24 protein-coding genes and 2 tRNA genes are annotated in these 24,072 nt (G+C 62.8%); 6 read left to right on the forward strand and 20 right to left on the reverse strand.

Going from position 1 to position 24,072, the window contains the following annotated elements; all coding sequences use genetic code 11:
• Positions 1-50: 50 nt before the first annotated feature.
• Entirely contained in the window at positions 51-410 is a 360-nt protein-coding gene (locus AC1DX6_RS12635) for a hypothetical protein (protein WP_477313762.1), read from the forward strand.
• A 279-nt stretch (positions 411-689) separates the two neighbouring features.
• Here AC1DX6_RS12635 and mmsB read toward each other — a convergent pair whose 3' ends face one another.
• Both mmsB and AC1DX6_RS12645 read right to left on the reverse strand, forming a co-directional pair.
• Positions 690-1,574: a 3-hydroxyisobutyrate dehydrogenase gene (mmsB, locus tag AC1DX6_RS12640; protein ID WP_477313764.1), complete on the reverse strand. Its 885-nt coding sequence runs from the start codon at positions 1,572-1,574 to the stop codon at positions 690-692.
• Positions 1,575-1,598: 24 nt separating this feature from the next.
• Positions 1,599-2,765, reverse strand: a complete 1,167-nt coding sequence (locus AC1DX6_RS12645; protein WP_477313766.1) for an isobutyryl-CoA dehydrogenase — start codon at positions 2,763-2,765, stop codon at positions 1,599-1,601.
• Positions 2,766-2,916: 151 nt separating this feature from the next.
• Here AC1DX6_RS12645 and AC1DX6_RS12650 point away from each other — a divergent pair, with 151 nt between their 5' ends.
• Both AC1DX6_RS12650 and AC1DX6_RS12655 read left to right on the forward strand, forming a co-directional pair.
• Positions 2,917-3,531 carry a dimethylsulfonioproprionate lyase family protein gene (locus tag AC1DX6_RS12650; RefSeq protein ID WP_477313768.1) on the forward strand — a complete coding sequence of 205 codons (615 nt, stop codon included), beginning with the start codon at positions 2,917-2,919 and terminating at the stop codon, positions 3,529-3,531.
• Positions 3,531-5,006 (forward strand): cobyric acid synthase, encoded by a 1,476-nt coding sequence (locus AC1DX6_RS12655; protein WP_477313770.1) that lies wholly within the window; start codon positions 3,531-3,533, stop codon positions 5,004-5,006. Before AC1DX6_RS12650 ends, AC1DX6_RS12655 begins: the two co-directional genes overlap by 1 nt.
• On the opposite strand, the gene AC1DX6_RS12660 is transcribed toward AC1DX6_RS12655, so the two are convergent.
• The 4 genes from AC1DX6_RS12660 to AC1DX6_RS12675 all read right to left on the reverse strand — a co-directional run bounded on the left by AC1DX6_RS12660 (position 5,003) and on the right by AC1DX6_RS12675 (position 7,472).
• Positions 5,003-5,425, reverse strand: coding sequence for a VOC family protein (locus AC1DX6_RS12660; protein WP_477313772.1), 423 nt, complete (start codon positions 5,423-5,425; stop codon positions 5,003-5,005). The genes AC1DX6_RS12655 and AC1DX6_RS12660 overlap by 4 nt on opposite strands.
• 112 nt (positions 5,426-5,537) lie before the next feature.
• A complete protein-coding gene (locus tag AC1DX6_RS12665; RefSeq protein WP_477313774.1) occupies positions 5,538-6,371 on the reverse strand; it encodes a helix-turn-helix domain-containing protein in 834 nt (277 codons plus the stop codon).
• 91 nt (positions 6,372-6,462) lie between these two features.
• Positions 6,463-6,633 carry a hypothetical protein gene (locus AC1DX6_RS12670; RefSeq protein ID WP_477313776.1) on the reverse strand — a complete coding sequence of 57 codons (171 nt, stop codon included), beginning with the start codon at positions 6,631-6,633 and terminating at the stop codon, positions 6,463-6,465.
• 53 nt (positions 6,634-6,686) lie between these two features.
• Complete coding sequence (locus tag AC1DX6_RS12675; protein ID WP_477313778.1) at positions 6,687-7,472, reverse strand: TSUP family transporter; 786 nt, start codon at positions 7,470-7,472, stop codon at positions 6,687-6,689.
• Positions 7,473-7,584: 112 nt separating this feature from the next.
• Here AC1DX6_RS12675 and AC1DX6_RS12680 point away from each other — a divergent pair, with 112 nt between their 5' ends.
• Complete coding sequence (locus tag AC1DX6_RS12680) at positions 7,585-8,016, forward strand: TerB family tellurite resistance protein (RefSeq protein WP_477313780.1); 432 nt, start codon at positions 7,585-7,587, stop codon at positions 8,014-8,016.
• A gap of 33 nt (positions 8,017-8,049) precedes the next feature.
• Here the strand turns inward: AC1DX6_RS12680 and AC1DX6_RS12685 are convergent, their stop codons facing one another.
• The 5 genes from AC1DX6_RS12685 to AC1DX6_RS12705 all read right to left on the reverse strand — a co-directional run bounded on the left by AC1DX6_RS12685 (position 8,050) and on the right by AC1DX6_RS12705 (position 14,456).
• Entirely contained in the window at positions 8,050-9,672 is a 1,623-nt protein-coding gene (locus AC1DX6_RS12685) for an ABC transporter ATP-binding protein (RefSeq protein ID WP_477313782.1), read from the reverse strand.
• Positions 9,669-10,538, reverse strand: a complete 870-nt coding sequence (locus tag AC1DX6_RS12690; protein ID WP_477313784.1) for an ABC transporter permease — start codon at positions 10,536-10,538, stop codon at positions 9,669-9,671. Before AC1DX6_RS12690 ends, AC1DX6_RS12685 begins: the two co-directional genes overlap by 4 nt.
• On the reverse strand, positions 10,535-11,482 hold the full coding sequence (locus tag AC1DX6_RS12695) for an ABC transporter permease (RefSeq protein ID WP_477313786.1): 948 nt from the start codon (positions 11,480-11,482) through the stop codon (positions 10,535-10,537). Before AC1DX6_RS12695 ends, AC1DX6_RS12690 begins: the two co-directional genes overlap by 4 nt.
• A 79-nt stretch (positions 11,483-11,561) precedes the next feature.
• On the reverse strand, positions 11,562-13,040 hold the full coding sequence (locus AC1DX6_RS12700) for an ABC transporter substrate-binding protein (RefSeq protein WP_477313788.1): 1,479 nt from the start codon (positions 13,038-13,040) through the stop codon (positions 11,562-11,564).
• Positions 13,041-13,166: 126 nt separating this feature from the next.
• The gene (locus tag AC1DX6_RS12705) at positions 13,167-14,456 is read right to left on the reverse strand and encodes an acetylornithine deacetylase/succinyl-diaminopimelate desuccinylase family protein (protein ID WP_477313790.1); all 1,290 of its coding nucleotides are present in this window, start codon (positions 14,454-14,456) and stop codon (positions 13,167-13,169) included.
• Between the two features lie 219 nt (positions 14,457-14,675).
• Between AC1DX6_RS12705 and AC1DX6_RS12710 the strand changes: the two genes are divergently transcribed.
• Both AC1DX6_RS12710 and AC1DX6_RS12715 read left to right on the forward strand, forming a co-directional pair.
• Positions 14,676-15,107 (forward strand): L,D-transpeptidase, encoded by a 432-nt coding sequence (locus AC1DX6_RS12710; RefSeq protein ID WP_477313792.1) that lies wholly within the window; start codon positions 14,676-14,678, stop codon positions 15,105-15,107.
• 230 nt (positions 15,108-15,337) lie between these two features.
• Positions 15,338-16,186, forward strand: a complete 849-nt coding sequence (locus tag AC1DX6_RS12715) for a hypothetical protein (protein WP_477313794.1) — start codon at positions 15,338-15,340, stop codon at positions 16,184-16,186.
• 385 nt (positions 16,187-16,571) lie between these two features.
• Here the strand turns inward: AC1DX6_RS12715 and AC1DX6_RS12720 are convergent, their stop codons facing one another.
• The 9 genes from AC1DX6_RS12720 to AC1DX6_RS12760 all read right to left on the reverse strand — a co-directional run bounded on the left by AC1DX6_RS12720 (position 16,572) and on the right by AC1DX6_RS12760 (position 24,039).
• Complete coding sequence (locus AC1DX6_RS12720; protein WP_477313796.1) at positions 16,572-17,564, reverse strand: lipid A biosynthesis lauroyl acyltransferase; 993 nt, start codon at positions 17,562-17,564, stop codon at positions 16,572-16,574.
• Positions 17,565-17,566: 2 nt separating this feature from the next.
• The gene (locus tag AC1DX6_RS12725) at positions 17,567-18,595 is read right to left on the reverse strand and encodes a zinc-binding dehydrogenase (RefSeq protein WP_477313798.1); all 1,029 of its coding nucleotides are present in this window, start codon (positions 18,593-18,595) and stop codon (positions 17,567-17,569) included.
• 36 nt (positions 18,596-18,631) lie between these two features.
• Positions 18,632-19,903 (reverse strand): beta-ketoacyl-ACP synthase, encoded by a 1,272-nt coding sequence (locus tag AC1DX6_RS12730; protein ID WP_477313800.1) that lies wholly within the window; start codon positions 19,901-19,903, stop codon positions 18,632-18,634.
• A gap of 14 nt (positions 19,904-19,917) precedes the next feature.
• Positions 19,918-21,108: a beta-ketoacyl-ACP synthase gene (locus AC1DX6_RS12735; RefSeq protein ID WP_477313801.1), complete on the reverse strand. Its 1,191-nt coding sequence runs from the start codon at positions 21,106-21,108 to the stop codon at positions 19,918-19,920.
• A 58-nt stretch (positions 21,109-21,166) separates the two neighbouring features.
• Positions 21,167-21,448 carry an acyl carrier protein gene (locus tag AC1DX6_RS12740; protein WP_006335407.1) on the reverse strand — a complete coding sequence of 94 codons (282 nt, stop codon included), beginning with the start codon at positions 21,446-21,448 and terminating at the stop codon, positions 21,167-21,169.
• 177 nt (positions 21,449-21,625) lie between these two features.
• Positions 21,626-22,765, reverse strand: coding sequence for a slipin family protein (locus tag AC1DX6_RS12745; protein ID WP_477313803.1), 1,140 nt, complete (start codon positions 22,763-22,765; stop codon positions 21,626-21,628).
• A 359-nt stretch (positions 22,766-23,124) separates the two neighbouring features.
• Positions 23,125-23,193: transfer RNA gene (locus AC1DX6_RS12750), tRNA-Ile, on the reverse strand.
• A gap of 2 nt (positions 23,194-23,195) precedes the next feature.
• Positions 23,196-23,271: transfer RNA gene (locus AC1DX6_RS12755), tRNA-OTHER, on the reverse strand.
• A 219-nt stretch (positions 23,272-23,490) separates the two neighbouring features.
• Positions 23,491-24,039 (reverse strand): histidine phosphatase family protein, encoded by a 549-nt coding sequence (locus AC1DX6_RS12760; RefSeq protein WP_477313805.1) that lies wholly within the window; start codon positions 24,037-24,039, stop codon positions 23,491-23,493.
• Positions 24,040-24,072 lie beyond the last annotated feature (33 nt).

Genomic DNA, 24,072 nt, shown 5'->3' on the forward strand with positions numbered 1-24,072 from the left:
GTAGTGTTCTGGGACCGGCCACACCGGCTGCATTTTGGGCGACAATTTTCATGACAAGAACCACCAAGAGCCAACGGGCGCTGGACGCGGTCGCGATCGGAAACGACCTGATGCTGGCGCCCCTGGTGGCGATGATGCGATTGCCGCTGATGGCCGCCGAAAACGGCCAAGCCTATAGTCCTGAAACCGCACGCGCGGTGCAGGAAAAGGCCACCGCTGTAGCCGAAGGGACGTTTGCGGCACAGATGGCGCTGCTGCAGTCGGCCGCGCGCTTCTGGCCGGAGGTTCTTTCCGGTCGGATGCCATCGCTGTTTAGCGGTGTCGCGGCGGAACGCTCGATCAGCGCGGCGCTGAAGCCAGCCAGCCGCGCTGTGAAAGCCAATTTTCGCCGGCTGTCGACCAAGGCCTGATCTGCACAAGACGGCGCGTGGCGGAAACGCAAAAACCGCGCTCCATCGGGAACGCGGCTTTGCCAGATACGCATGGCGCTTCGCTACTGAACACTGCGAAACTTACGGGCTCCGGTACGCGAGACCTGATCCGGAGCGCCGGGCGGATGCGATATGTCCGCCTCGAAATCCGTTTTATAGGGACATCGTTACCGTCAGGTTATTGAGAGCTTAAGCAAATCTGAATTTGCGATTTTTCTTGCTCGAAAAAATCGACAAAATCGCTGTAAAATTCGAAACTTACGCTGGGTTACCGCGCAGAAAATTTATTATGCCGGAAAAATCGGTGCCGGCATGCCCCTGGGCATTGAACAATGCGTAAAGTTGCGTGGCCTCGGCGCCCAATGGCGTCACCGCACCGGCGCCTTGTGCTGCTTCCTGTGAAAGCTTCAAATCCTTCAGCATGAGTGCCGCGGCAAAGCCGGGTTTGTAGTCGCGATTGGCGGGCGAGGCCGGCACGGGGCCGGGCACCGGGCAATAGGTGGTCAGCGACCAGCATTGGCCCGAGGATGTCGAGGCGACGTCGAACAGCGCCTGATGCGACAGGCCGAGTTTTTCCGCCAGCACGAAGGCTTCGGCGACGCCGATCATCGAAATGCCAAGCATCATGTTGTTGCAGATCTTCGCGGCCTGTCCGGCGCCGTCATCGCCGCAATGGACGATGCGGCCGGCCATCGGCTTCAGAATTGGTTCGGCCGCGGCGAAGGCGTCCTTCGAGCCGCCGGCCATGAAGGTCAGCGTGCCGGCAGTGGCGCCACCAGTGCCGCCGGAAACCGGCGCGTCGATTGACGACAGGCCGTGCTTCCTAGCGACGGCATGCGCCTTGCGGGCGGATTCAACGTCTATGGTCGAGGAATCGATGAACAGGGCGCCCGGCTTGGCCTTGGGCGCGATGTCCTCATACACAGACAACACATGCTTGCCGGCCGGCAGCATGGTGATGACGACGTCGGCGTCCTTCACTGCGGCAAGCGCGTTGGCCATGATGACGACGCCATGGTCGCGAGCGACGGTCAAATTCTCCGGCATCAGGTCGAAGCCATGCACGGTGTGCCCCGCCTTGACGAGGTTGGCGGCCATTGGATTGCCCATGTTCCCTAGGCCGATGAAGGCGATGGTCGTCATTGTATTCTCCCGATTTTGGTAGCGTCAGCGGCCGATGAGGGCGCGTGCAACGATGACGCGCATGATCTCGTTGGTGCCTTCGAGGATCTGATGGACGCGCAGGTCGCGCACTAGTTTCTCGACGCCGTAGTCGTGCAAATAGCCGTAGCCGCCATGCAGTTGCAGCGCGTCATTGGCGATGTTGAAGCCGATGTCGGTGACGAAGCGCTTGGCCATGGCCGACCATTTGCCGGCGTCCGGCGCCTTGCGGTCGAGTTTCGAAGCGGCGGCGTAAAGGAAAATGCGCGCTGCCTGCAACTCCGTTTCCATATCGGCAAGCTTGAACTGCAGCGCCTGGAACTGGTTGATCTTGGAACCGAAGGCCTCGCGCTCGGCGGTGTAGGACAGCGCCTTGTCGAGCGCCGACTGTGCGCCGCCCAGCGAACAGGCCGCGATGTTTAGCCGACCGCCGTCGAGCCCGGCCATGGCGATTCCGAAGCCGGCTCCCTCAGCCGAAAGCAGGTTTTCCGCCGGCACCTTGCAGTCCTCGAAAATGACCTGACGGGTCGACTGCATGTGCCAGCCCATCTTGTGCTCGTTGGCGCCGAAGGACAGGCCGGGGGCGTCCTTTGGCACGACAAAGGTGGAAATGCCTTTCGGCCCATCGGCGCCGGTGCGCGCCATGACAACGTAGAGATCGCTGTCTCCCGCGCCGGAGATGAACTGCTTGGCGCCGTTCAGCACATAATCAGCGCCGCCTTTCACCGCGCGCGTCTTCAGGGCCGCTGCGTCGGATCCGGAACCGGGCTCGGTCAGGCAATAGCTGGCCAGCCATTCCATCGAGGTCAACTTCGGCAGGAGGCGCTGGCGCTGCTCGTCGCTGCCGAAGCGGTCGATCATCGACGCCGCCATGTTGTGGATCGAGATGAAGGACGAAAACGCCGGGTCGGCGCGCGACAGCGCCTCGAAGATCAAAACGGCGTCGAGCCTGCCCAGCCCCGAGCCGCCGACATCGTCGCGGACATAGATGCCGCCGAGGCCGAGCGGACCCGTCTCGCGGACCACGTCGGCGGGAAAGTGCTTGTTGCGATCCCATTCGAGCGCATTGGGCGCGACGCGATCGGCGGCGAAGGCCTCGGCCATCTCCTGGATGGCGCGCTGGTCCTCGTTGAGTTCGAACTGGCTGGTGCTCGCATCGACAGCGGCGTCCATGGCGTGCTCCCTGTGTTTCCCCAGCTGGGGGTTGGCTTGCTGGCCTGTTGTTTTTGGCTTTGCGCGGGCACCAATCTAGACCAATGATGCCGCCGCGCAACCCGGTCCACCTGCGGAGCGGCTGTGCGCGAATGGGTGTCCGGACCAAAGCATGACTACAAATTTCGATGAACTGCTCAAACGCTTCCGCGACTTTCTCGAAACGTTTGACGACAGGCTGGTGCGTGATGCCGTGGCCAGGATCGGCTGGGACATGCCGGCGCGATCGCTCGAACCGCATACGCTGACCTGCCTTCACCAACTCGACCGCATTGTCGAACTGGCGCCGGCGAGCGCCAGGCCGCTGGCACAGCTGTTGGCGGAGCGCCGGAACGATTTGCGCTGGGGTCAGACCTACAGCGAGGCGGATTTCGGCAAGGCCTTCATCGACAATTATGGCTGGCTGGAGGTGTTCGGCACGCGCGGCCATTTCGTCAATGACGAGGTCGCGGGCGGCCTGCTGATCCTCGGACCTGACATCGTCTATCCCGACCATCACCACATCGCCGAGGAAATCTACATCCCGCTGACCGGCGGCACTGAGTGGCGCATGGGTGAAAGCGGGCTTCGCGTTCGCCCGGCGGGCGAGGTGATCCACCATGCGTCTGATGTGAACCACGCCATGCGCACCGGCAAGGAGCCTTTGCTGGCGCTTTACATCTGGCGCGGCGGACCGCTGGCGGCGAAATCGACGATCACCGGAACCGTTGCGCAGGGCAGGAACTGATGGCCAAGGCAATCATGCTGCAAGGCACCGGCTCCGATGTCGGCAAGACGGTGCTGGTCGCGGGTCTCTGTCGCGCAGCGAAGAAGCGTGGGCTGAAGGTGCGGCCGTTCAAGCCGCAGAACATGTCGAACAACGCCGCAGTGGCCGACATTCCGGGCGACAACAATGCTGGCGGCGGTGAGATCGGCCGCGCCCAATGGCTGCAGGCGATTGCTTGCGGTGTGGCGCCAACCGTCCATATGAATCCGGTGCTGCTGAAGCCGCAGACCGATGTCGGTGCGCAGGTGGTGGTGCAAGGCAAGGTGTTCGGCGAGGCGAGGGCGCGCGACTATCAGGCGTTGAAGGGCCGGCTGATGGATGCCGTGCTGGACTCCTGGGCGAAGGTCGGCGAGGGCGCCGACCTCGTCATCGTCGAGGGTGCGGGATCGCCGGCCGAGATCAATCTCCGAAGCCGCGATATCGCCAATATGGGCTTTGCCACGCGCGCCAATGTGCCGGTGATCCTGGTCGGCGACATCGACCGAGGCGGCGTCATCGCCTCGGTCGCCGGCACGCATCTGATCCTGCCGGAGGAGGACCGGCGCATGATCGCCGGCTATCTTATCAACAAGTTCCGTGGCGATGTCTCGCTGTTCGATGATGGCATCAAGGCGATCGGAAAATTCACCGGCTGGCGCTGCTTTGGTGTCGTGCCATGGCTGAAGGCGGCGGCACGGCTGCCTTCTGAGGATTCCGTCGTGCTCGAACGGCTGGTGTCCGGCGAGAAGCGGGCGCTGAAGGTGGCGGTGCCGATGCTTGGCCGCATCGCCAATTTCGACGATCTCGACCCGCTCAAGGCCGAACCGCAGGTGGAAGTCGTGTTCGTTCCGCCTGGCCAACGCCTGCCTCAAGATGCCGGGCTGGTGGTCATTCCCGGCTCGAAATCGACCATCGGCGATCTCCTGAAATTCCGCGAGAATGGCTGGGACAGCGATCTGCTCGCTCACAGGAAACGCGGTGGCCATGTCGTTGGCATTTGTGGCGGTTTCCAGATGCTGGGGAAAGTGGTGCGCGATCCAGACGGCATCGAGGGCAGTGTCACCGAGGCGGAGGGGCTTGGCCTGCTCGACGTCGAAACGGTGATGGAGCCGGAAAAGACAGTGCGCAACGTCAGCGCCCGCTCGGTGCCGTTCGACCTGCCGCTGGAGGGCTATGAGATCCATCTCGGCCGCACCACCGGTGCGGACATGGCTCGGCCGTCCGCCGTCATCAACGGCGTCGACGACGGCGCCATTTCCTCTGACGGCAAGGTGTCTGGTACCTATCTGCACGGGCTTTTCTCCGCCGACGCCTTTCGCGCCCGGTTCCTGGAAAACCTCGGCTTCAAAGGCGGCGGCATCGACTACCGCGCCGAGGTCGAACGGGCGCTGGACGAGGTCGCAGCCGAGCTGGAAACCCATCTCGACTGTGACGCAATTTTTGGTCTCGCGCGTTAGCTGGCGGGTTCACCTGCCTTCGGCCAATAGGTGCCGAGCGACCAGACATTGCCTTCCGGGTCGCGGCAGATGAATTCGCGGCTGCCATAGTCGCGGTCGACAAGCTCTTCGAGGATTTCGGCGCCGGCCTTTTTGGCGCTGAGATAGGTGACGTCGGCATCGGCGACGGCGACATAGATGGCTCTGCCGCCACCGGAGCCCGGCGCGCCGACCATCTTGCCAAACTTGTCGTCGCGCGCGGTGCCCAGCATGATCATCGACGAGCCGAAGCTCAGCTCGGCATGATGTACGACATCGCCTTCGCCGTAGCGGGCACGGACGCTGAAGCCGAAGGCCTCGCACAGCCAATCGATCATCTTGGCCGCATTCTTGTACCGCAGCGTCGGGTAAAGCCGGGGCGGTTCAGTGGTTGTGGGCATGACAATCTCCTTCGGTTGGGTTGGTCGATACCCCAATCTGGGCGAAGGCTGCTTTGGCGTCTTGAAGAAATGTTACCTGAGCACGGCGCGATTGCTCGAGTGACCTTTGAATCTATGCCTGGACAGAAAGCGCGGTCGGCGTTTGGCCGGCAAGGTCGCGGAATTCGCGCACCAGATGCGCCTGGTCGGCATAGCCGCAGTCGGCGGCGATGTCGGCCCAATCGTTCTCGCCCTGTCTCGACAGACCGAGCGCGCGGTTGAAGCGGACGATGCGCGACAACGTCTTGGGCCCAACGCCGATTGCGTTGGAGAATTTTCCGGCAAGATGCTTGCGGCTCCAACCCAATCTGTCGGCAAGCGACCCAATGCGAATGCGGCCGCCCGAAGCCGTGATCCTGTCATAGGCCCAGGCGATTTCGGCTTGCGTTTCGCGAGTCTCGGTCATGCGGGTGGCGACGAAGGTCTCGGCGATGGCAAAGCGCGTGTTCCAGTCCCGCGCATTGCCAAGCCGTTCGCGCAGCGCGATGCCTTCAAGGCCGAGCACATCGTCGAGGCCAACCATGGTGTCCGTCAACTCGCTCATCGGCCGGCCAAAGAACCGGCGGGCGCCAAGCGGGGTGAAATTGATCTGGATGCAGCAGGCGCCGCCGAAGGATTCGATCACCACCGGCCCGGCATAGAGGCCGGCAGCGAAACTGGCGAAGCGGTCATTGTCGCCGGGGTTCTTGCCGAGCCCGATGGAAAAAGGTTCGGCGAAGCTGATGACCAGCGGCACTGTCAGCGACGCGTATCCGACGTTACGGAAATGGCCGGGCGCCGTTTCGCGGTAGCCGCATATGTCGGTTACCGCACCCTGGAGCCGATCGCCGGGCGCGCGCCTTACCATCTCGAACCGATCGGCGACCGGTCGGTCCTGGTCCTTGCGACGCTCTGTCTCGACCGGCATTGGCCCTTCCTCCGGGGCGAACCTAGCAGACCATGCGCCAGAATCAAAAGCGCCCGGCTTGTGGCCGGGCGCTCCGAGTTGCCTGAGATGTTTAGGCGCCGCGCATCATGCAGCCGGCGGCAAGAACGATGTAGGCGATGAGAACAATCCACACTGATGCGAGGGGAATGAACGCAAGAACGCCAAGCGCGGCGAGAATGCCGATGATGGCGATGACAAGGGAAATAATAAAAATCATTTGCGTCGGTGCACTGAGATTCATGTGTGGTCCTCCTCAACATGATTCGTACGCTCACATTCTATCAGGGCGCGTGATTATAGACCAATCAGCTGGCGCAATGGGTTCGCGGGGTCCGCCAGCAGCTTTGTCGCCAACGCCAGGCACACGATTACCAGCAGCGGCTTGATCAGCCTGGCGCCGATGCGGATAGCAAGGCTGGCGCCGACGCGGGCGCCAAGGAACTGGGCGACGCCCATCATCAGGCCGATCTTCCAGTAGACGACGCCGACAGCAGCGAAAACGATGAAGCCGCCGATGTTGGAGGCGAAATTGAGCAGCTTGGTATGCGCCGTTGCCTTCAGCACGCCATAGCCGGCCAGCGTGACGAAGGCCAGCATGTAGAAAGAGCCGGCGCCCGGTCCGAACAGGCCGTCATAGAAGCCGACCACAGGCGCGACAGTCAGCCCGAACAAGAACGGCGACAGGCGCTCTGCACGGTCGACGTCGTCCATGTTGGGTTTGAGGGCGAAATAGAGCGCAATGGCGATCAGCAGCAGCGGCAGGAGCGCCCGCAGGAAGTCGCCCGGCACGACTGTCGCCAGCAAGGCACCGGCTGCACTGCCGGCAAGCGCCAGCAGCGCCGAGGGAAGCTGCCGGCGAAGGTCGACATGGCCTTTCGAGGCGTAGTGGATGGTCGCCGAGCCGGAGCCGAACATGCCCTGCAGCTTGTTGGTTCCCAGTGCAGCGACCGGCGAAAACCCGGCGAGAAGCAGCGCTGGAATGGTAATCAGGCCGCCACCGCCGGCTATCGAATCCACGAAGCCGGCGGCAAAGCCGGCGAAGGCGAGCATGGCGACGGTCTGGGTGGCGGGATCGAACATCGGATTTCGGGAAGCGTTCGGGCGGGAAAACGGTGCAGCGGGTTCGACCACGACCACCCGGTTTGCGCAAGGCCGATTCCGCGCTACGAATGAACGATTCGAAAAGGGATTGATGGCAATGGCATTGCTCGACCAGATACGTTCGATCTTCGAGGGCGACCCCGGCGTGCGCAAGGTGGCGGACGATCCGGTGCTTTCGGCGGAACTCTTGATGCTGTTTCGCATGATCCTGGCCGACGGTTCGGTCTCGGAGAGCGAAATGGTCGCCTTCAGGCGCATCTGCAAGGAAGCCTTCGGTATTCCGGAAGCCAGCATCGACAGCGTCATCGAGTATCTCAACGAGTTCGGCTACGAGACCAACGGCTCGCAAGCCATTGCACAATTCCGCGACCTCGACGTCGAACGGCGCAAGTTGCTCGCCCGTCATATGGCCGAGATCGCCAAGGCCGATTCACATCTTGCCGAGAGCGAGGTGCGCCTGTTGCGCCGTACGCTCGACCTGCTCGACATCAGCCCGGTCGATGTGGTGAAGCCGGAAGAATAGGCCTTTCTGAACGCACGGCAGCGAACCGGCTGCTCACCCCTGTTCCTGCATCCGCCGTGCGATCGCCCGGTGCAAATCCGGAGCAGCGGCGACCAGCGCCTTGGCTGCCTCGGATTGCGGGTGGTCGAGCACCTCCTTCGTCCTGCCGCGCTCGACGATCTTGCCTTCATGCATCACCAGTACTTCGTCGGTGATGGCTCGGGCGACGGTCAGATCGTGGGTGATGAACAGGTAGGCGATGCCGAGTTTCTGGTTGAGCTCGGCGAACAGGTCAAGAATCTGGGCGCGGATCGAGACGTCGAGCGCCGAGACCGGCTCGTCGGCGACAACCAGTTTCGGCCTGGTGATGATGGCGCGGGCAATCGACAGCCGCTGGCGTTGGCCGCCTGAAAATTCATGCGGATATTTGTCCATGTCGCGTGGGCTGAGGCCGACCTCATGCAGCGCATGCGCCACCATTTCGCGCCGCTCGCCGGGGGCCGGTTTCTTCTCCAGCACATGCAGCGGTTCGGCCACCAGTCTTTCGACCTTCTGGCGCGGATCGAAGGAGCCATAGGGGTCCTGGAACACCACCTGCATGTCGCGCCGTACCGGCTTGAGGTCGGCTTCGCCCTTGCCGGTGATCGTCTCGCCGCGAAACCGGATTGTCCCCGAGGTCGACTTGTCCAGCGCCAGGATCATGCGGGCGAGCGTGGACTTGCCGCAACCGGAGCGTCCCACAAGCGCCACCGACTGGCCCGGTCCCATCGAGAAGGAGACGTCGTCGACGGCGCGGATTGGAACCGCGTGCCTGAACAGCGAGGTGCGCCGCCCCGGATAATCGCGGGTCACGCTTTCGACCTGAAGCAGGGGCTTGCCCTGGCCGGAATCGTGCGTTCTGGGGCGCGCCGGCACATGCATCGACGCCTGTGCCAGCTGGCGCGTGTAGGGATGCAGTTGGCCGGAGAGCGTGCGCGCGGTGTCGCCGGCCTCCATCACCTCGCCATGGCGCAGGATGGTGATGCGGTCCGCCATTTCTGTGACAACCGCGAGGTCGTGCGAGATCAGCAGCAGACCCATGCGGTTCTCGGCGACGAGGTCGCGCAACAGGTCGAGGATCTGCGCCTGCAGCACCACGTCGAGCGCGGTGGTCGGCTCGTCGGCGATTAAGAGCTTCGGTTTCAGCGCGCAGGCAATGGCGATGACGACACGCTGGCGCTGACCGCCGGACAGCTCGTGCGGATAGCGCGACAGCGGAAATTTCGCCGAGGGCAGGCCGACCCGGTCGAGCATTTTTCGCGCCCGATCTTCGGCCTCGGCGCGGCTGGCTTTGGTGTGCCAGCGTATGCCTTCGGCAACCTGCTCGCCAATGGTCTTGACCGGGTTCAGCGCCGTCATCGGTTCCTGGAACACCATGCCGATGTCGTCGCCGCGCAGGGCGCACATCTGGTCTTCGCTCGCCGCCAGGATATCGATGCCGTCGAAGCTGACACGCCCGGTGGCGCGTGCCGCAAAGGGCAGCAGCCGCATCACGGTCAGCGCCGTCATCGACTTGCCCGAGCCGGATTCGCCGACCAGTCCCATCACTTCGCCGGGCGCGACCGACAGCTCGATGCCCTTCAAGATTGGCGTGTCGCCGATTGTCAGCGACAGGTTCTCGATGTCGAGCAGGCTCATCGCTGCCGCCGCGATTTCGGGTCGAGAATGTCGGCGATGCCGTCACCGAGCAGGTTCAGGCCGAGCACGGTGATGACGATCGCCATGCCGGGAAAGATCGCCATCCACGGCGCCACCACCATGCGGGTCTGCGCGTCGAACAGCATGCGGCCCCAGCTCGGCATTGGCGGCTGGGCGCCCAACCCGACATAGGACAGGCCGGCTTCCGCCAGGATGCCGAGCGCGAACTGGATGGTGCCTTGCACCAGGAGCAGCGTGGCGATGTTGGGCAGCACATGCTCGATGGTGATCAGGCTTGTGCTCTTGCCGGCGGCACGCGCCGCCAGGATGAATTCGCGCGGCCAGATCGCCAGCGCGCCGGCGCGAGCGACGCGGGCAAATACGGGAATGTTGAAGATGCCGATGGCGATGATGGCGTTGACCGCACCTGGGCCGAAGATGGCGGTGATCATGATTGCCGAAAGCAGTGCGGGGAAGGCGAAGACAAGGTCGTTCAGCCGCATGACCGCTTCGTCGACGAGGCCGCCGCGCGCCGCGGCGAAGGCGCCGAGCGGCACGCCGACGCCCATGCCGATGCCGACGGCGACCAAGGCCACGGCGATCGAATTGCGGGCGCCGACCATGATCATCGACAGGATGTCGCGGCCGAAATGGTCGGTGCCGAACCAGTGCGTTAGCGATGGCGCCTGCGCCTTGTCCGATATGACCAGTTTGGTGACGTCGTCAGGTGTCCAGACGTAGGAGAGCAGCGCCACTGCAGCCACCAGCACGGTGATGATGAAGCCGGCGAGGAACGAGCGGTTCTTGAACGCCTTGGCCAGAATGCCGGCAAAATTCTCCTCAGGGATTTCGAAGCGCAGTGTCATTGCCGGCTTCTCAGGCGTGGATCGATGACCGCATAGGAGAGATCGACAGCGAAGTTGACGGCGATGACGGCGGCGACCAGCAACATGACGACGCTTTCGACCACGATCAGGTCGCGCTGGGTGATCGCCTGGAACACCAGCCGGCCGAGGCCGGGGAGGTAAAAGACGTTCTCGATAATGATGGTGCCGGCAAGCAGGAAGGCGAATTGCAGCCCAAGAATGGTCAGCACCGGGATCATGGCGTTGCGCAGCGCGTGCCGCCAAAGCACATCGCGGTAGGGCAGGCCCTTGGCGCGAGCGGTGCGGATATAGTCCTCGTTCAGCACTTCGATCAGCGCTGAGCGGGTGACGCGCGCCAGGATCGCCGCTTGCGGCAAGGCAAGCGCCACCGCCGGCAGCAGCAGCGATTTCAGCGCCGGCCACACACCGGCGCTCCAGCCGGGAAAGCCGCCGGCCGGCACCAGCCGCAACCAGACGGCAAAGAGGTAGATCAGCATCAGCGCGAACCAGAAGTTCGGCACGGCGACGCCGAGTTGGGCCGCACCCATCGCAATCGTGTCGCCGGCCTGTCCACGGCGGCTGGCGGAAAACAGCCCGACCGGTATGGCAATAGCCGTGGAGAGAGCGAGCGCGATCAGCGCCAGTGGCAGCGAGACGACGAGCCGCTCGCGAACGAGGTCAATGACCGGCACCGAATAGGTGTAGGAGCGACCGAAATCGAGGCTGAGCAAGCCGCCGGTCCAGTGCAGATAGCGCCAGGCAAGCGGCGCGTTGAGGCCCATCTGGTTGCGCAGCAATTCAACCTGGTCGGCGCTGGCGTTGAGGCCCAGCATCAGCCGCGCCGGATCGCCGGGGAGAATCTCCAGCACGGCGAAGACCACCATCGAGGCCAGCACCAGCGTGAGCACGGCGATGATGAGACGTTTGAGGAGGTAGGCGGTCATCGGCACAGCCTGCCGGAAAAACATCTGCCCCGGAAGCGGTTTCCGTTTCCGGGGCAGCGCGTTTCTCGCGACAACGAGATCAATCCGACCACTTCACCTTGGTCAGGTCATTGGCCTGGATCGGGGCGTTTTCCCAAAGCCCCTGCAGCTTGGCATCCCAGACGCCGACTTTCGGCAGTTCGTAGAGGAATCCGACCACGGCGTCGTCGGCCAGGATCTTCTGCGCTTGGCCCAGCAGCTCCTTGCGCTTGGCTGCGTCGGAGGTGAGGTTGAGGTCGGCGATGATCTTGTCGAAGGCCGGATTGTCGTAGTTGAAATAATAGTCCTTGCGCGAATAGATATCGATGTCGTTGGGCTCGGTGTGGGAGACGATGGTCAGGTCGTAGTCCTTCTTGGTGAACACCTGATCCAGCCACTGCGCCCATTCGACCGGAATGATCTCCAGGTCGATGCCGACGTCGCGAAGCTGCGAGGCGATGATCTCGCCGCCAAGCCTGGCATAGGAGGGCGGCGGTAGCTTCAGCGTCGCCTTGAAGCCATTTTCCAGGCCCGCCTCCTTCAACAGTTCCTTGGCTTTCGCGACATCGTGCGGATAGCGGCCGGTGAGGTCGACATAGTCCTTGCTGGCGGGCGACATATGCGAGCCGATCGGCACGCCGAGGCCAGCCGAGGCGCCGTCGATGATCGCCTTGCGGTCGAGCGCGTAGGAGATCGCCTGCCTGACCTGCAGCTTGTCGAAGGGCGGCTTCTTGTTGTTGATGGACAGGATGGTTTCACCCTCGGTGGCGCCGATCACCACCTTGAAGCGGGAGTCGTCCTTGACCTGCGCGACACTGTCGGGGTCGAAGAACGGGAAGGCCTGGATGTCGCCGGAGAGCAACGCCGGCACGGCAGCGGCGGCGTCAGGCACGATGCGGAACTCGGCCTTGTCGAGAGAAACGGGCGCTCCCCAGTAAGTGTCGGATTTCACCAGCGTGATCGACGAGCCCTTGGCCCAGCTCTGGAATTTGAACGGGCCGGTGCCAACCGGCTTTTCCTTGTTGGTGTCGGCTGTCTCCGGCGCGACAATGACCGCGTCACCCCAGCCCATATTGTAGAGGAAGGAGCCTTGCGGGTTCTTCAGCGTGACTTTCACTGTCGCCGGGTCGACGACGTCGACCTTGTCTATTGCCGCGAACAGGCCCTTTTGCGCGTTGACGGAATTGTCGGCGCGGGCGCGGTCGAGCGAGAATTTCACGTCGTCGGCGTTGAAGTCGGTGCCGTCATGGAATTTCACGCCGGTGTGCAGCTTGAACGTGTAGGTCTTGCCGTCATCGGAAATGGTCCAGCTCTCGGCGAGATCCGGCAGCACCTCGCCATTCGGGCCGATGCGGGTCAGACCCTCGAACACATTGGCGTAAAGCACCTCGTCGATCGCTGCCGCGGCACTGGCGGTCGGATCGAGATGCGGTGGTTCGAGCGGAATGCCGATGACCAGGTCGGTGCGCGCTGCAAAAGCCGAGGTGCCAGTGGCCAGCGCCAGCGCCGCGGCGGCGAGAATGGTTTTCCACAATTTCATCGTGCAACTCCCAATGTGCTCAAAACCAGGGGGATAGAAGCGTGATTTTCAGCCATAGTAAATCGCGTTTCATGCTGCGCGAGCCTGTCGGGGGGAATGTTTTTCTCAAACTGCCGGCCTGGCCAATCAAAGCGTGCCGCCGGGGCCGGCGCCCCTGAGCAGCACGTTCAGCCCGATCGCCATCACCTTCGCCGATTCCACCATGTCCGATATCCCGACCCATTCGTCGGGCCGGTGGGCGAGGTCGAGAATGCCCGGACCATAGGCGATGCAGTCGTAGATGTGGCCGATGCGGGCAATGTGCTTCTGGTCGTAGGTGCCGGGCGAAATGACATAGTCGGGTTCGCGGTCGAAGATCGCCATGATGCCTTGCGCCACCGCCTTGACCACCGGGGCGTCGCGCTCAGTCATCAGCGGCAGCACCTCCATCAGGTCGCGAATTTCGTAGTTGAATTTTTTGCGCTCGCGCTTCAGCCGCTCGAGGATATCGGTCACTTCGCTTTTGACGGTGCCCAGATCCTCTTCCAGCAGGAAGCGGCGATCGATCGTCAGCCGGCAGGAATCCGGCACGTTGGGCGAGGGCAGGCCGGGCCGGAAATCCTCGGTCTGGCCGCCATGGATCGAATTGATGTTCATGGTCGAGCGTTTTGCCCCCTCGGGCACGACCGGCATGCGGGTCACCTTGCGATCGAGGGCAGGAAACAGCTCATCCTCGAAGGCCTGCAGAACGGCGCCCATGTGGCGCACCGCATTGTCGCCGAGGAAGGGCATCGAGCCATGCGCGATTTCGCCCTTGGTCTCGATCTCCGCCCACCAGACACCGCGATGGCCAAGGCAGATGCGGTCCTTGTTCAAGGGCTCGGGGATGATGACATGGTCGACCCTGGGTTTTGAGAAATAGCCGAGCCCTGCCAGATGGGCGACGCCGCCGAAGCCGCCGGACTCCTCGTCGACCGTACCCGATATTTCGATGGCGCCGGGAAAGTCTGGAAAGACGTCCATGAAGGCTTCGGCGGCAATGATCGAGGCGGCCAGGCCGCCCTTCATGTCGCAGGCGCCGCGGCCATAGACCTTGCCGTCCCTGACGATGCCGGCGAAGGGATCGACCGTCCAGCCGTCACCGGCTTCGACGACGTCGATATGCGAGTTGAAATGGACGCAGGCGCCGGATGAGCGGCCGTCGAAGCGGGCGACGACATTGACGCGCGGATAGCGGTCGCTGTCGCCGGGCGTGCCTTCGGCGCGGATGAATTCGATTTCGAAGCCGCGCTTCTTCAGTCGCGCGCCGACATATTCTGCGCAGGGACGATAGGCCTCGCCGGGCGGGTTGATGGTCGGAAAGCGGATCAGCTCAGCAGTCAGCGCAACCAGATCATCGACCCGATCGTCGACTGCTTTAAAAAGTCGTTCGTTCATCCGGCGATTTGAGCAGGCAAAGGGGTGGTTTTGCAAGCCCGACACCCCCGTCGATGTTGCGTGTCGTTGCAGCAACTATGGCGGGAAAATCGTTCAAATTCGCTGCTTTAGATTGGCGAATTTGTCAATGAGTGTGTGTTACTTCATTCACCTGTCTTTAAAAAACTGAAATACGGCGTGAAGCTGGGCAGGCAAGGGGCATCAAAGGGGTTTGATCGCATGAAGAAGTCGATTCTATTTGCAGCAGCGATGCTGGCAACAGCGCTGTTTGGGGCGCCGGCCGCAAGCAACGCGGCCATGTTGGAAGCGAGTATCGACGTGTCGTCGCAGACGATGACTGTCAGATATGGCCTGTCGATTTACCGGTGGACCGTCTCCACGGCTCGTCCTGGCTATTTCACGCCGCGCGGCACCTACCGGCCGCAACGCACGGCGCGGATGTGGTATTCGAAAAAGTACCATATGTCGCCGATGCCTTATTCGGTGTTCTTCCACGGCGGCTACGCCATCCACGGCACGGGTGCGGTCAGACAGCTTGGGCGCCCCGCATCGCATGGCTGCGTACGTCTGCACACTGCCAATGCGGCAACCTTCTATTCGATGGTGCGCGAAGTCGGCTTTGGCAACACTCGGATCGTCGTCACCAACTAACTCTGCGTTGACGAAGAGACAGGCGATCCTGGCGGACGGCAGTGTTCCACGTCCGTCTGGCTGGCATGTGGTTGCTTGCGTGTTTTCAAACAACTTTGGCGCCAAATGTTGCAGGAATATCGCATTGGCCAACTAACTCGGCCCGTCTGCCGGGTTTGACGCTACTTATGCTTGCGTCAGTGGACATTGATGGTAGATGCCGAATAGGTAAAAGACGAGGGGGTTCTGTGATGTATCGACTTCTTCTTGGCGCGGCGCTTGCTGCAACAGCCACATCGGCCTTCGCCGCCGATGCCGTCGCTCCGATAGTCATGGATCCCGCTATCACCCAGCCGCATATTTCCGGCTACGTCGAGGCCTATCTCGGTGGGATTTATCTGTCGGCCGAAGGTGGGCACGAAACGGCAACGACCGCCGGCGGCGTAGGCCGAGTCAATTTCCCGATCGATTCGCGCTGGAACATACAGACTGACGCGTTCGTCGATTCGCTTTGGGTAGAGGACAACAACATCTACGGCTACGGCGGTGCTGTTCACGGCTACTGGCGCGATCCGAGCACCTATGCGCTTGGCGGCTTTGCGTCGGTCACCGGCTATGGCGGCGACTTTGGCGGCCCGAACCTCTACAGCTTCGCGGTCGGACCCGAGGCCCAGCTATACATGGGCAATGTCACCCTCTATGGCCAGGTTAACTACGGTCAGCTTCGGGCCTCAGGAGAATCCGGGCATTTCGACAATTGGGGTGGGCGGGGTGTAGTGCGCTATTTCGCCCAGGACAATCTTCGCTTCGACGGCGAACTCGGTTTTTCCCGGCTCTCGGGATTTGGCGCCCATCTCGACACCGTCTCTGGAGCGCTGCAGGCCATGTACCGGTTTTCCGGCACGCCCATCTCGCTGTTCGGGCGCTATCAGCTGGACCACATCTCCGCAGGCGGCGGTATCGGCGGCGGAAGCATAAACGTTCACAAATATGTAGTTGGCTTGCGGGCAAGTTTCGGTTCCGACACGCTGCTCGACGAAGATCGCAACGGCGCCACGATGGATACGTACCGACCGAACATTATCGTCCCATTGTTCTAGAGCCTGTTCCATCCCGATGAAATCGGGATGGGGCTCTAGCTTTCTTGTTTGAGCATGATCTCTGGACAAAACGGTTCCCGTTTTTGTCCGAGAAAACCGGTTCCCACTTTTCGGGATCATGCTCTAGCAGCGTCCAACGGGTCAAAGCGGACACAGAATCGACCGAAAGCCGCGGAGGGAAATCTCCGCGGCTTTTTCTCGTTGCACGCTTTTTGCCCGCAATGGCGGATGAGCTTGGCAACCACCGAGGCAATGTTGCGAAGAGAAGGGTTCGGAGTCCGGTCCAATCCGATGGAATGAGGACGGGGCTCTATCTTCTTGTTTGACCTTGATCTTTCCGAAGTGACGGGTTCGTTTTTCGCTGCGCGAACCATTGGTTCGGGATCTAGCTGGCGGCTTCCTTTGCCTGCCCGCGCCGGCTGCGGCGACGGCCACTGATCTCCCAGCGCTTGTGGAACCACATCCATTGGCCGGGATCCTCGCGCACCCAGCGTTCGACCACATCAGCGAGAAGCTGGGTGGTGGCGGGAACATCGACGCTGCCGGCCTCGGTGCGCGGCAAGGTCAGCTTGTCCTCGATCTCGAGCCGGAAACGGTTGCCCGGCAGCCGGACGCAGCGCGCGGGATAGACGTCGCAGTCATAGTGGCGGGCCAGCATGCCGAGCACCGGATTGCTCTGGCAGGTACGGCCGAAAAAGGTCGTCTCCAGCCCGCTCGAGAATTTCTGGTCGACCAGCACGCCGATATTGCCGCCGTTTTCCAGAATGGCGGCAAGCGCAAATGAGGCGCCAGTCGAAGACGGCAGCAAGGCGCCCATCGTCGAGCGACGCGTCGAGTGGATGTAGTCGGCGAGATAGGGATTGTTGGGCGGGCGGAACAGCGCGGTGATCTTCATGCCGAAGGTGGCGGCGGCCACCGGCAGCAGCTCGAAATTGCCGAGATGGCCGGTGAACAGGATGTGCGGCTTTTGCTCGCCGGCGATCTCGACGAAATGATCGGCGCCGCGAACCTCGACCCTGCCGGGCGTGGTTGCATTCGGGTCATAGTCGAAAAGCGCGTCGAGGAAAATGTACTCGGCGGCGAGGCGAGCCATATTGCCCCACATGTCGAGCGCGATGGCTTCGATCTCGGCGTCGCTCTTTTCCGGATAGGCGAGGCGCAGATTGTTGACCGCCACCCGGTGACGTCCGACCCGCGGTCCGATGCGGCGGGCGACGCGGTCGGCGAAATTGAGCGCCTTGTCGGCCGGCAGCAGGCGCAGCAGCGAGATGATCGTCATGGCCAGGCGCGCGACCAGCCAATGCTCCATCTGGCGAAGCCGCCGGCCATAGCGAAACATGAAGTCTCTGCGGGCTTTCCTGAGCACTTTGCCGACCATTCTCAGTCGACGCGCAGGATGATCTTGCCGAACACGTCACGGCCTTCCATGCGCTTCAGAGCGGCGTCGATATCGCCGAAGCCGACTTCGGTGTCGATGACCGGCGCGACCTGTCCCGCCGCCATCTTCTGCATGGCGTTGGCCATGTTTTCCATGCGGCAGCCGAAGGAGCCGAGCAGCTTCAACTGCTGTTGGAACAGCTGCATCAGGTTGATCTGCGTCGACACGCCGGAGGTCGAGCCGCAGGTCACCAGGCGTCCGCCGCGCTTCAGACACAGCATCGAGGCGGCAAAAGTGTCAGTGCCGACATGCTCGAACACGACGTCGACGCCTTTCTTCTTGGTCAGCTTGCGCACGACGCCTTCGAAGCGGTCGTCGCGGTGGTTGATGACATGGTCGGCACCCAGCGCTCGCGCCTTGTCGATCTTCTCGTTCGAGCCGACGGTGGTGATCACCGTGCAGCCCATCTTCTTCGCCAGCTGAATGGCGGCCGAGCCGATGCCGGAGCCGCCGGCATGGACCAGAATGGTCTCGCCTGGCTGCAGCCTGGCATTGTCGAACAGCATATGCTCGACGGTGCCGAAGGTGACCGGCGCGACGGCCGCGCCAATGTCGGTCACGCCGGGCGGGGCAGGGACCAGCAGGCGGGCCGGCAGGTTGATCTTCTCTTGCGCAAAGCCGTCGAGGTGGAAGCCATGAACGCCGGAGACATGCTCGCAGAGATTGTCGCGGCCTTCGCGGCAGGCACGGCAAAGGCCGCAGGTGCGGGCGCCATAGATCGACACCAATTGCCCGGGCAGCAGATTGGATACGCCGGGACCGACGGCCTCGACCTCGCCGGAGGCTTCCGCGCCGACGACCAGCGGCAGCTTGCGCTTGGCGAAGGCCATGCCGCGCCAGCCCCAGACGTCGATGTGGTTCAGCGCCACTGCCTTGATGCGCAGCGTGACTTCGCCGAGCGAAGGCGGCGGGGGAGGCGGCAGATCCACCGTCTCAAGACGGCGATCCTCGATAAGTTGCAATGCGCGCATTGAGCCTGTCGGTTCTGATTGGCGGAAAGAGGTCGCTTAGACCGGTTCCCGCGCCATGACAAGGCAAGTGTTCTGGCCGCCGAAGCCGAAGGAGTTCGACAGGACGGTGCCAACCTCGGCGTTGCGCTTCTTGTTCGGCACCACGTCGAGGACGATCGCCGGATCGGGATTGTCGTAGTTGATGGTCGGCGGGATGACGCTTTCGCGCATGGTCATCAGCGAAAACGCCGCCTCGACCGCGCCGGCCGCCGACAGTGTGTGGCCGATCATCGACTTGTTCGACGAGACCGGCATCGAGCCGATCCGGTCACCGAATACCGTCGACAGCGACAGATGCTCCATCTTGTCATTTTCAGGCGTCGAAGTGCCATGGGCGTTGACGTAATCGATCTCGTCTTTGCTCAAGCCTGCATCGGCAAGGGCGGCACGGACCGCGGCGATCGCCGGCGAACCGTCGGGCTTGGAGCGGGTGCGGTGAAAATCGTCGGCTTTTTCGCCGCAGCCGCGCAGGATGCCGAGGATGGTCGCGCCACGGGCAAGAGCCGCTTCCAGCGATTCCAGCACCAGCGCGCCCGAGCCCTCGGCCAGTACGAAGCCGTCACGGTCCTTGGAGAACGGCTTGGATGCCTTCTCCGGGATGTCGTTATGGGTCGAAAGTGCGGACAGCAGCGAGAAGCGGATCAGCGCCTCGGCGGTGGCCGAGCCGTCGGCGCCGATCGCCAGCGCCCGGTCGCATTCGCCGCGGCGGATTGCTTCGACGCCGAGCTGGATGGCGGTGGCGCCCGAGGCGCACGCGGTCGACAGCGTGATCGGCAGGCCGCGCGTGCCGAAGCTGTCGGCAAGCCGGTCGGCGATTGACCCGAACTGGGTGGTTTCGAAAATATCGAGTTCCTTCAGTCCGCGCGCCACCCGCAGCAGCCTTTCGGCGCCGGCGTTTTGGCTGTCGGAATTGTAGAGCGAAAACCGCTCGCTCCAGTCGAGTTCGACCGGCGGCGAGGCGAGGAACAGCGGTCCGCCGAAATCGCCGGAATCAAGACCCGATTCCGCGACAGCTTCGCGCGCGGCCGTCTCGGCCAGTTCGTAGGTCAGGAGGCTGGCGCCCTTGGAACTGGACGGCAGAAAGTCGACCATGCCCGAGATACGCGTGTTCAGATGATCGACCGGGAAGCGGGTGATCGGATGGATGCCGGACTTGCCGGCGGTCAGTGCCGCCCAATTGTCGGTCTTGCCGACGCCGAGCGAGGTCACCACGCCGATACCGGTGACGGCGACGATCGGCCTGCCCATATGGTCGTTCAGATTGGCCATTTTTTCTTGAACCCTTAGTCGGCAGCGTTGACCAGCGCCAAGCCCTCGAATTGGTGATAGCCGATCGCGGTTGCAAGCACGGTTTTCGGAACGCCTTTGAATGGCTTCTCGGCTACAGCGTCAAAAGCGGGGTAGGCGGCCTTGCGGTCGACGGCCAGCGCCGCCAGCGCAACGGCGAAGGGAAACTGCGCTTCCTTCATATGGCCGGTCAAAGTCGAGAAGCCGCGGGCTGATATCGCCGGATTGGCATCGAGCGCCGATTTCTCGGCCGCGGTCGCGGCATGCGCGCCGGAGGCACCAGAGATGGCAAGCAACTCGCCGTTCGGCAAGGCAGCCTGCTTGATGAGCGCGGCGATGCTGGCGTCGAGTTCGCCCTGCCGGCGCTTGGCGCGCCCGGATACGACCGGGCCGAGTTCGGCATAGATTTTTCGCCCGCGGTTGGTCGCGTGCTCACGCTGTTCGAGAACCAGGAAGGCGCCGCCGGATCCGGTCACCACGCCGCCGCCCTCGGCACCTTGCCTTTGCCAGACAGGCTTCCAGGCGCCGCGGTGCAGATAGCCGGCCAGTTCATAGCCAAGCAGCATGTCGGAATGCTCGGTCTGGAAGGCGCCGCCGACCAGTATATGCGTCGACTGGCCGGAGCGGATGCGCGCGGCAGCCGTCTCGACAGCGGCGACGCCTGCCCCTTCCTCACCCATGAAGGTGCGCGAGGAACCGGTCACCTTGTGAACGATCGAGATGTTGCCGGCGAGCAGGTTGGAAAGCTGGGCCAGGAACAGCGTCGGGCGCAATTCCGTGGTCAGCTTCTCGTTGAGCAGCACGTCGCGGTCGTTGCGGCTTTCCGAAGCGGCGAGAATGGCCGCGTCGACCGCCTCGTCGCGCTCGCCGCCGCCGGCGGCCACCACCATGTCCATGGTCGCGCAGAGCTCGTCATTGCCCTTGATGCCGGCATCGTCCAGCGCCAGGCCGGCGGCATAGGTGCCGAGCCGCTGCCATGTCTCCATCTGCCGCTGATCGCCACGCTTGACGATCTGCAGGTTCCAGTCGATCTCCGGCAAGGGATGGACGGTGTAGGGCAAGAAGCGCGCGGCTTCGAGCACGGGGGTCAGGCCCGGCTGAGCGAGCTTCTGCCAGTGCGCATCCGGACCCTCTCCTAGCGAGGAGACAAGGCCAATGCCAGTGATGACGACGTCGTGGGGGCTCATGGGCGGCTGTTGTGGGTCAGGCTGCAAGGCGCGTCAAGGCCGCGCGACTTGGGCCACATCAGGCGTTCTTGGCCGCAACCAGCGCGTCGATCTTGGCGCACAGGTTCTTCATGACGAAATAGTCGTCGGTTGAGGCCTTGCCGTCATTGACCTCTTGCGTCCACTTTTCCAGCGGCACCTTGATGCCGAATTCCTTGTCGATGGCAAAGACGATGTCGAGGAAGTCGAGGCTGTCGATGCCGAGATCGTCGATGGTGTGGCTTTCAGGCGTGATGGTGTCGATATCGATCTCGCTGGTGTCGGCGATAATCTTGGCGACTTTGTCGAACGTGGTGGACAAGGGCTTTTCCTTCGGTTGCGGGCGGAATCTGTCCGCATGTGTTTGGGCGCTGTCTAATCGGTTTTTCCCGGCAGGAAAAGGCCTGATACGCCGGGCGCAGATGGGATGCCTCGGTTGCAAAGACAAGAAGGGCCGCCGGTTTGCCCGGCGGCCCTTCCGATTTAACGTTGGGTCAGCTCAGTCGCGGAGCTTGACCAGGTCGTTCAGCAGCCCGCCCGTTCCGTTGTGGACGGTCAGTCGCTCGACCTTGCCGGCAATGGTCTCCAGAGCCTCGAGCTCCTTCAACCGCAGCATCACCGGGTTCTCGGCCATCACCCTGGCCGTGTTGAGCAGGGAACGCGTGGCGTTCGTCTCCTCGCGACGGCGGATAATGTTGGCCTCGGCCTGCTTTTCGGCCGAAACCACCTGGTTGAGGATCTCGCGCATCTCGCCCGGCAGGATGACATCCTTGAGGGCGATATCGCTGACCTCGATCCCGATCTCGGCCATGTCGGCACGGACCTTGCCGGCAGCCTCCTCGTCGATCGTCACCTTCTTTTCGAGGATCTGATCGAGCGTGAGCGCCCCAAGGGCCTTGCGGAAGGCATACTGGAGGGCGCGGTAGAGGGCTTCTGAGAAGTCCTTCACAGCGCTCACCGCCTTGACCGGGTCGACGACACGGTATTCGGCGGCGATGTTGACGCGGATCGTGACGCGATCCTTGGTCAGCACTTCCTGTCCGGCGACATCGAGCGACTGGCGCTTGAGGTCGACGACCTTGATCTGCACCATGCGTCCGACATTCCAGAAGCCATGCACACCCGCGGCAAGCGTCCGCACAAGGGCGCCGTCGACGAAGAGCAGGCCGGCCTGACCGTCGACGACCGGATGGACGGACATCAATTCCGTCTTCCTGCTTTGGCCGAGCCGGCGCATGACCGAGGGATCAATCGCCAGATCGGCAGCGGTGTCGATCACCGTCACCTTCCACGGACCGGCATCGGTCCACAGCACGAGCTTGCGATCCGGCGCCAGAACGGCGTGGAGGTTGCCGTCACGCTCGATGATTGCGACGTCCGTACGCCCGGTGCGAACGACGGTGAAATGACGCGCGGCCACATCCGGGAGCTTGTCGAACAACGCCTTCTCGTATGCCGAAACGAATTCCGGGGTCTTCAGATCGTGCCGGAACACCTCAAGGCTCTGGCGCCGGTTGGCGAGCCAATGCTCACCCGGCAGCAGCACAGCCTTGATCTCCCCCTTGTAGAGGGTGATGGCACGTTCGTTTTCCTTTACGAGGACGCGCTCGCGTCCAAGAACCTTATCGAGAATGGTCATTGTCATTACTCCTGTCGGGCATGGCCCCTTCCGAGGCGTCAATTCATGCGTCGATCATCCTTTCGTTTCTCGTTTCACGTCGTCATTCCGGGCACGAATGATCCGGGGACCGGTGGCATCAATTCGTGGCGGGCCTTCGGGAGCGGATCGCGAGGCAGCGAGGCGGGCGCCGGAGGCCGCAGCCTCCCTTGCCGGCGACACTGCGCCTTGATCATCACCGCGGGCCTGGCCGCGAGCCGATGGCGTCGGACCTTTCGATACGACTTCGGCCCGTGGGCCTCGGCCGCCTTGAGGTCTTCAGCATTCCGGTCCCGGACCGTTTTTCAGATAACACCACCCAAAGGTGTTGGCTTATCAGGCCAATGGAGAAGGATTTGAACCTTCGACAGTCAGATTATAAGTCTGATGCTCTACCCAACTGAGCTATCCGTGGTGCAGACAGCAGGATTCGAACCTGCGACCTCCGGAACCAAATCCGGCGCTCTACCTGACTGAGCTACATCCGCGATCCCAATCCCCGAAACGGCGCCGTATACAGGGCGGCAAAGCCGCCTGCACGGGCGGAGACGAAAGCTCCAACCGTTGTGCTCGCTTCGGTTTTCGTGACCGGGAGCGCGCCTATAGCCCCTGCGACGGGTTGTCGCAAGCGGCATTGTCGTGGCGAATTTGCGGCTTCTTCCGGTGGTTGTATTTCGGCAACACCTGCCCTGTGGACGTCCGCGCCGTCAGAAGGTGACGCGGCCGAGCACGCGCAGGCCATCGCCCTTGGGCTCGACCACCACCGCTTCGCCTTCGCGCGGCGAAATGCCGGTCAACGCCACGATGTTTTCGAGATGGGTGACCATGACCAGGTTGTCGGAGCCGGAATAGCCGCGGATCTCCGCCATGATAGCGGCGATCTGGGCGGCTTTTTCCGTCGCATCGGTCTTCAGGAGATCCAGCGGCGCGAAGGGTTCCGGCTCGGCTTCGAAGGCGATGCGAGCGGTGTCGAGGCAGCGGCAATAGCGGCTGGACAGCACGCGCTCGATGGGCGCGGCGCGGGCGGCAAACAGCGCGCCGATCTTGCCCGCCTGCTGCTGGCCGCGGGCCGAGAGGTTGATCTGGGTGGCGCATTTGGTGATGTCGAAATTAGCCGGATCGGTGGTGCCGGTGACCATTGCGTGGCGAAGCAGCACGACATGTCCACCATCAGCCAACTGCGCCCAGCCGGAATCCGTTGCATGGGCCACGGCGGGAACGACAAGCAGAAACAGTGCCAGGGCAAGTCGAAGCATCAGTTATCTTTCTCCCGGTCGCCGGCAGGCGAG

This window comes from Mesorhizobium sp. P2_C4 (assembly GCF_056404575.1).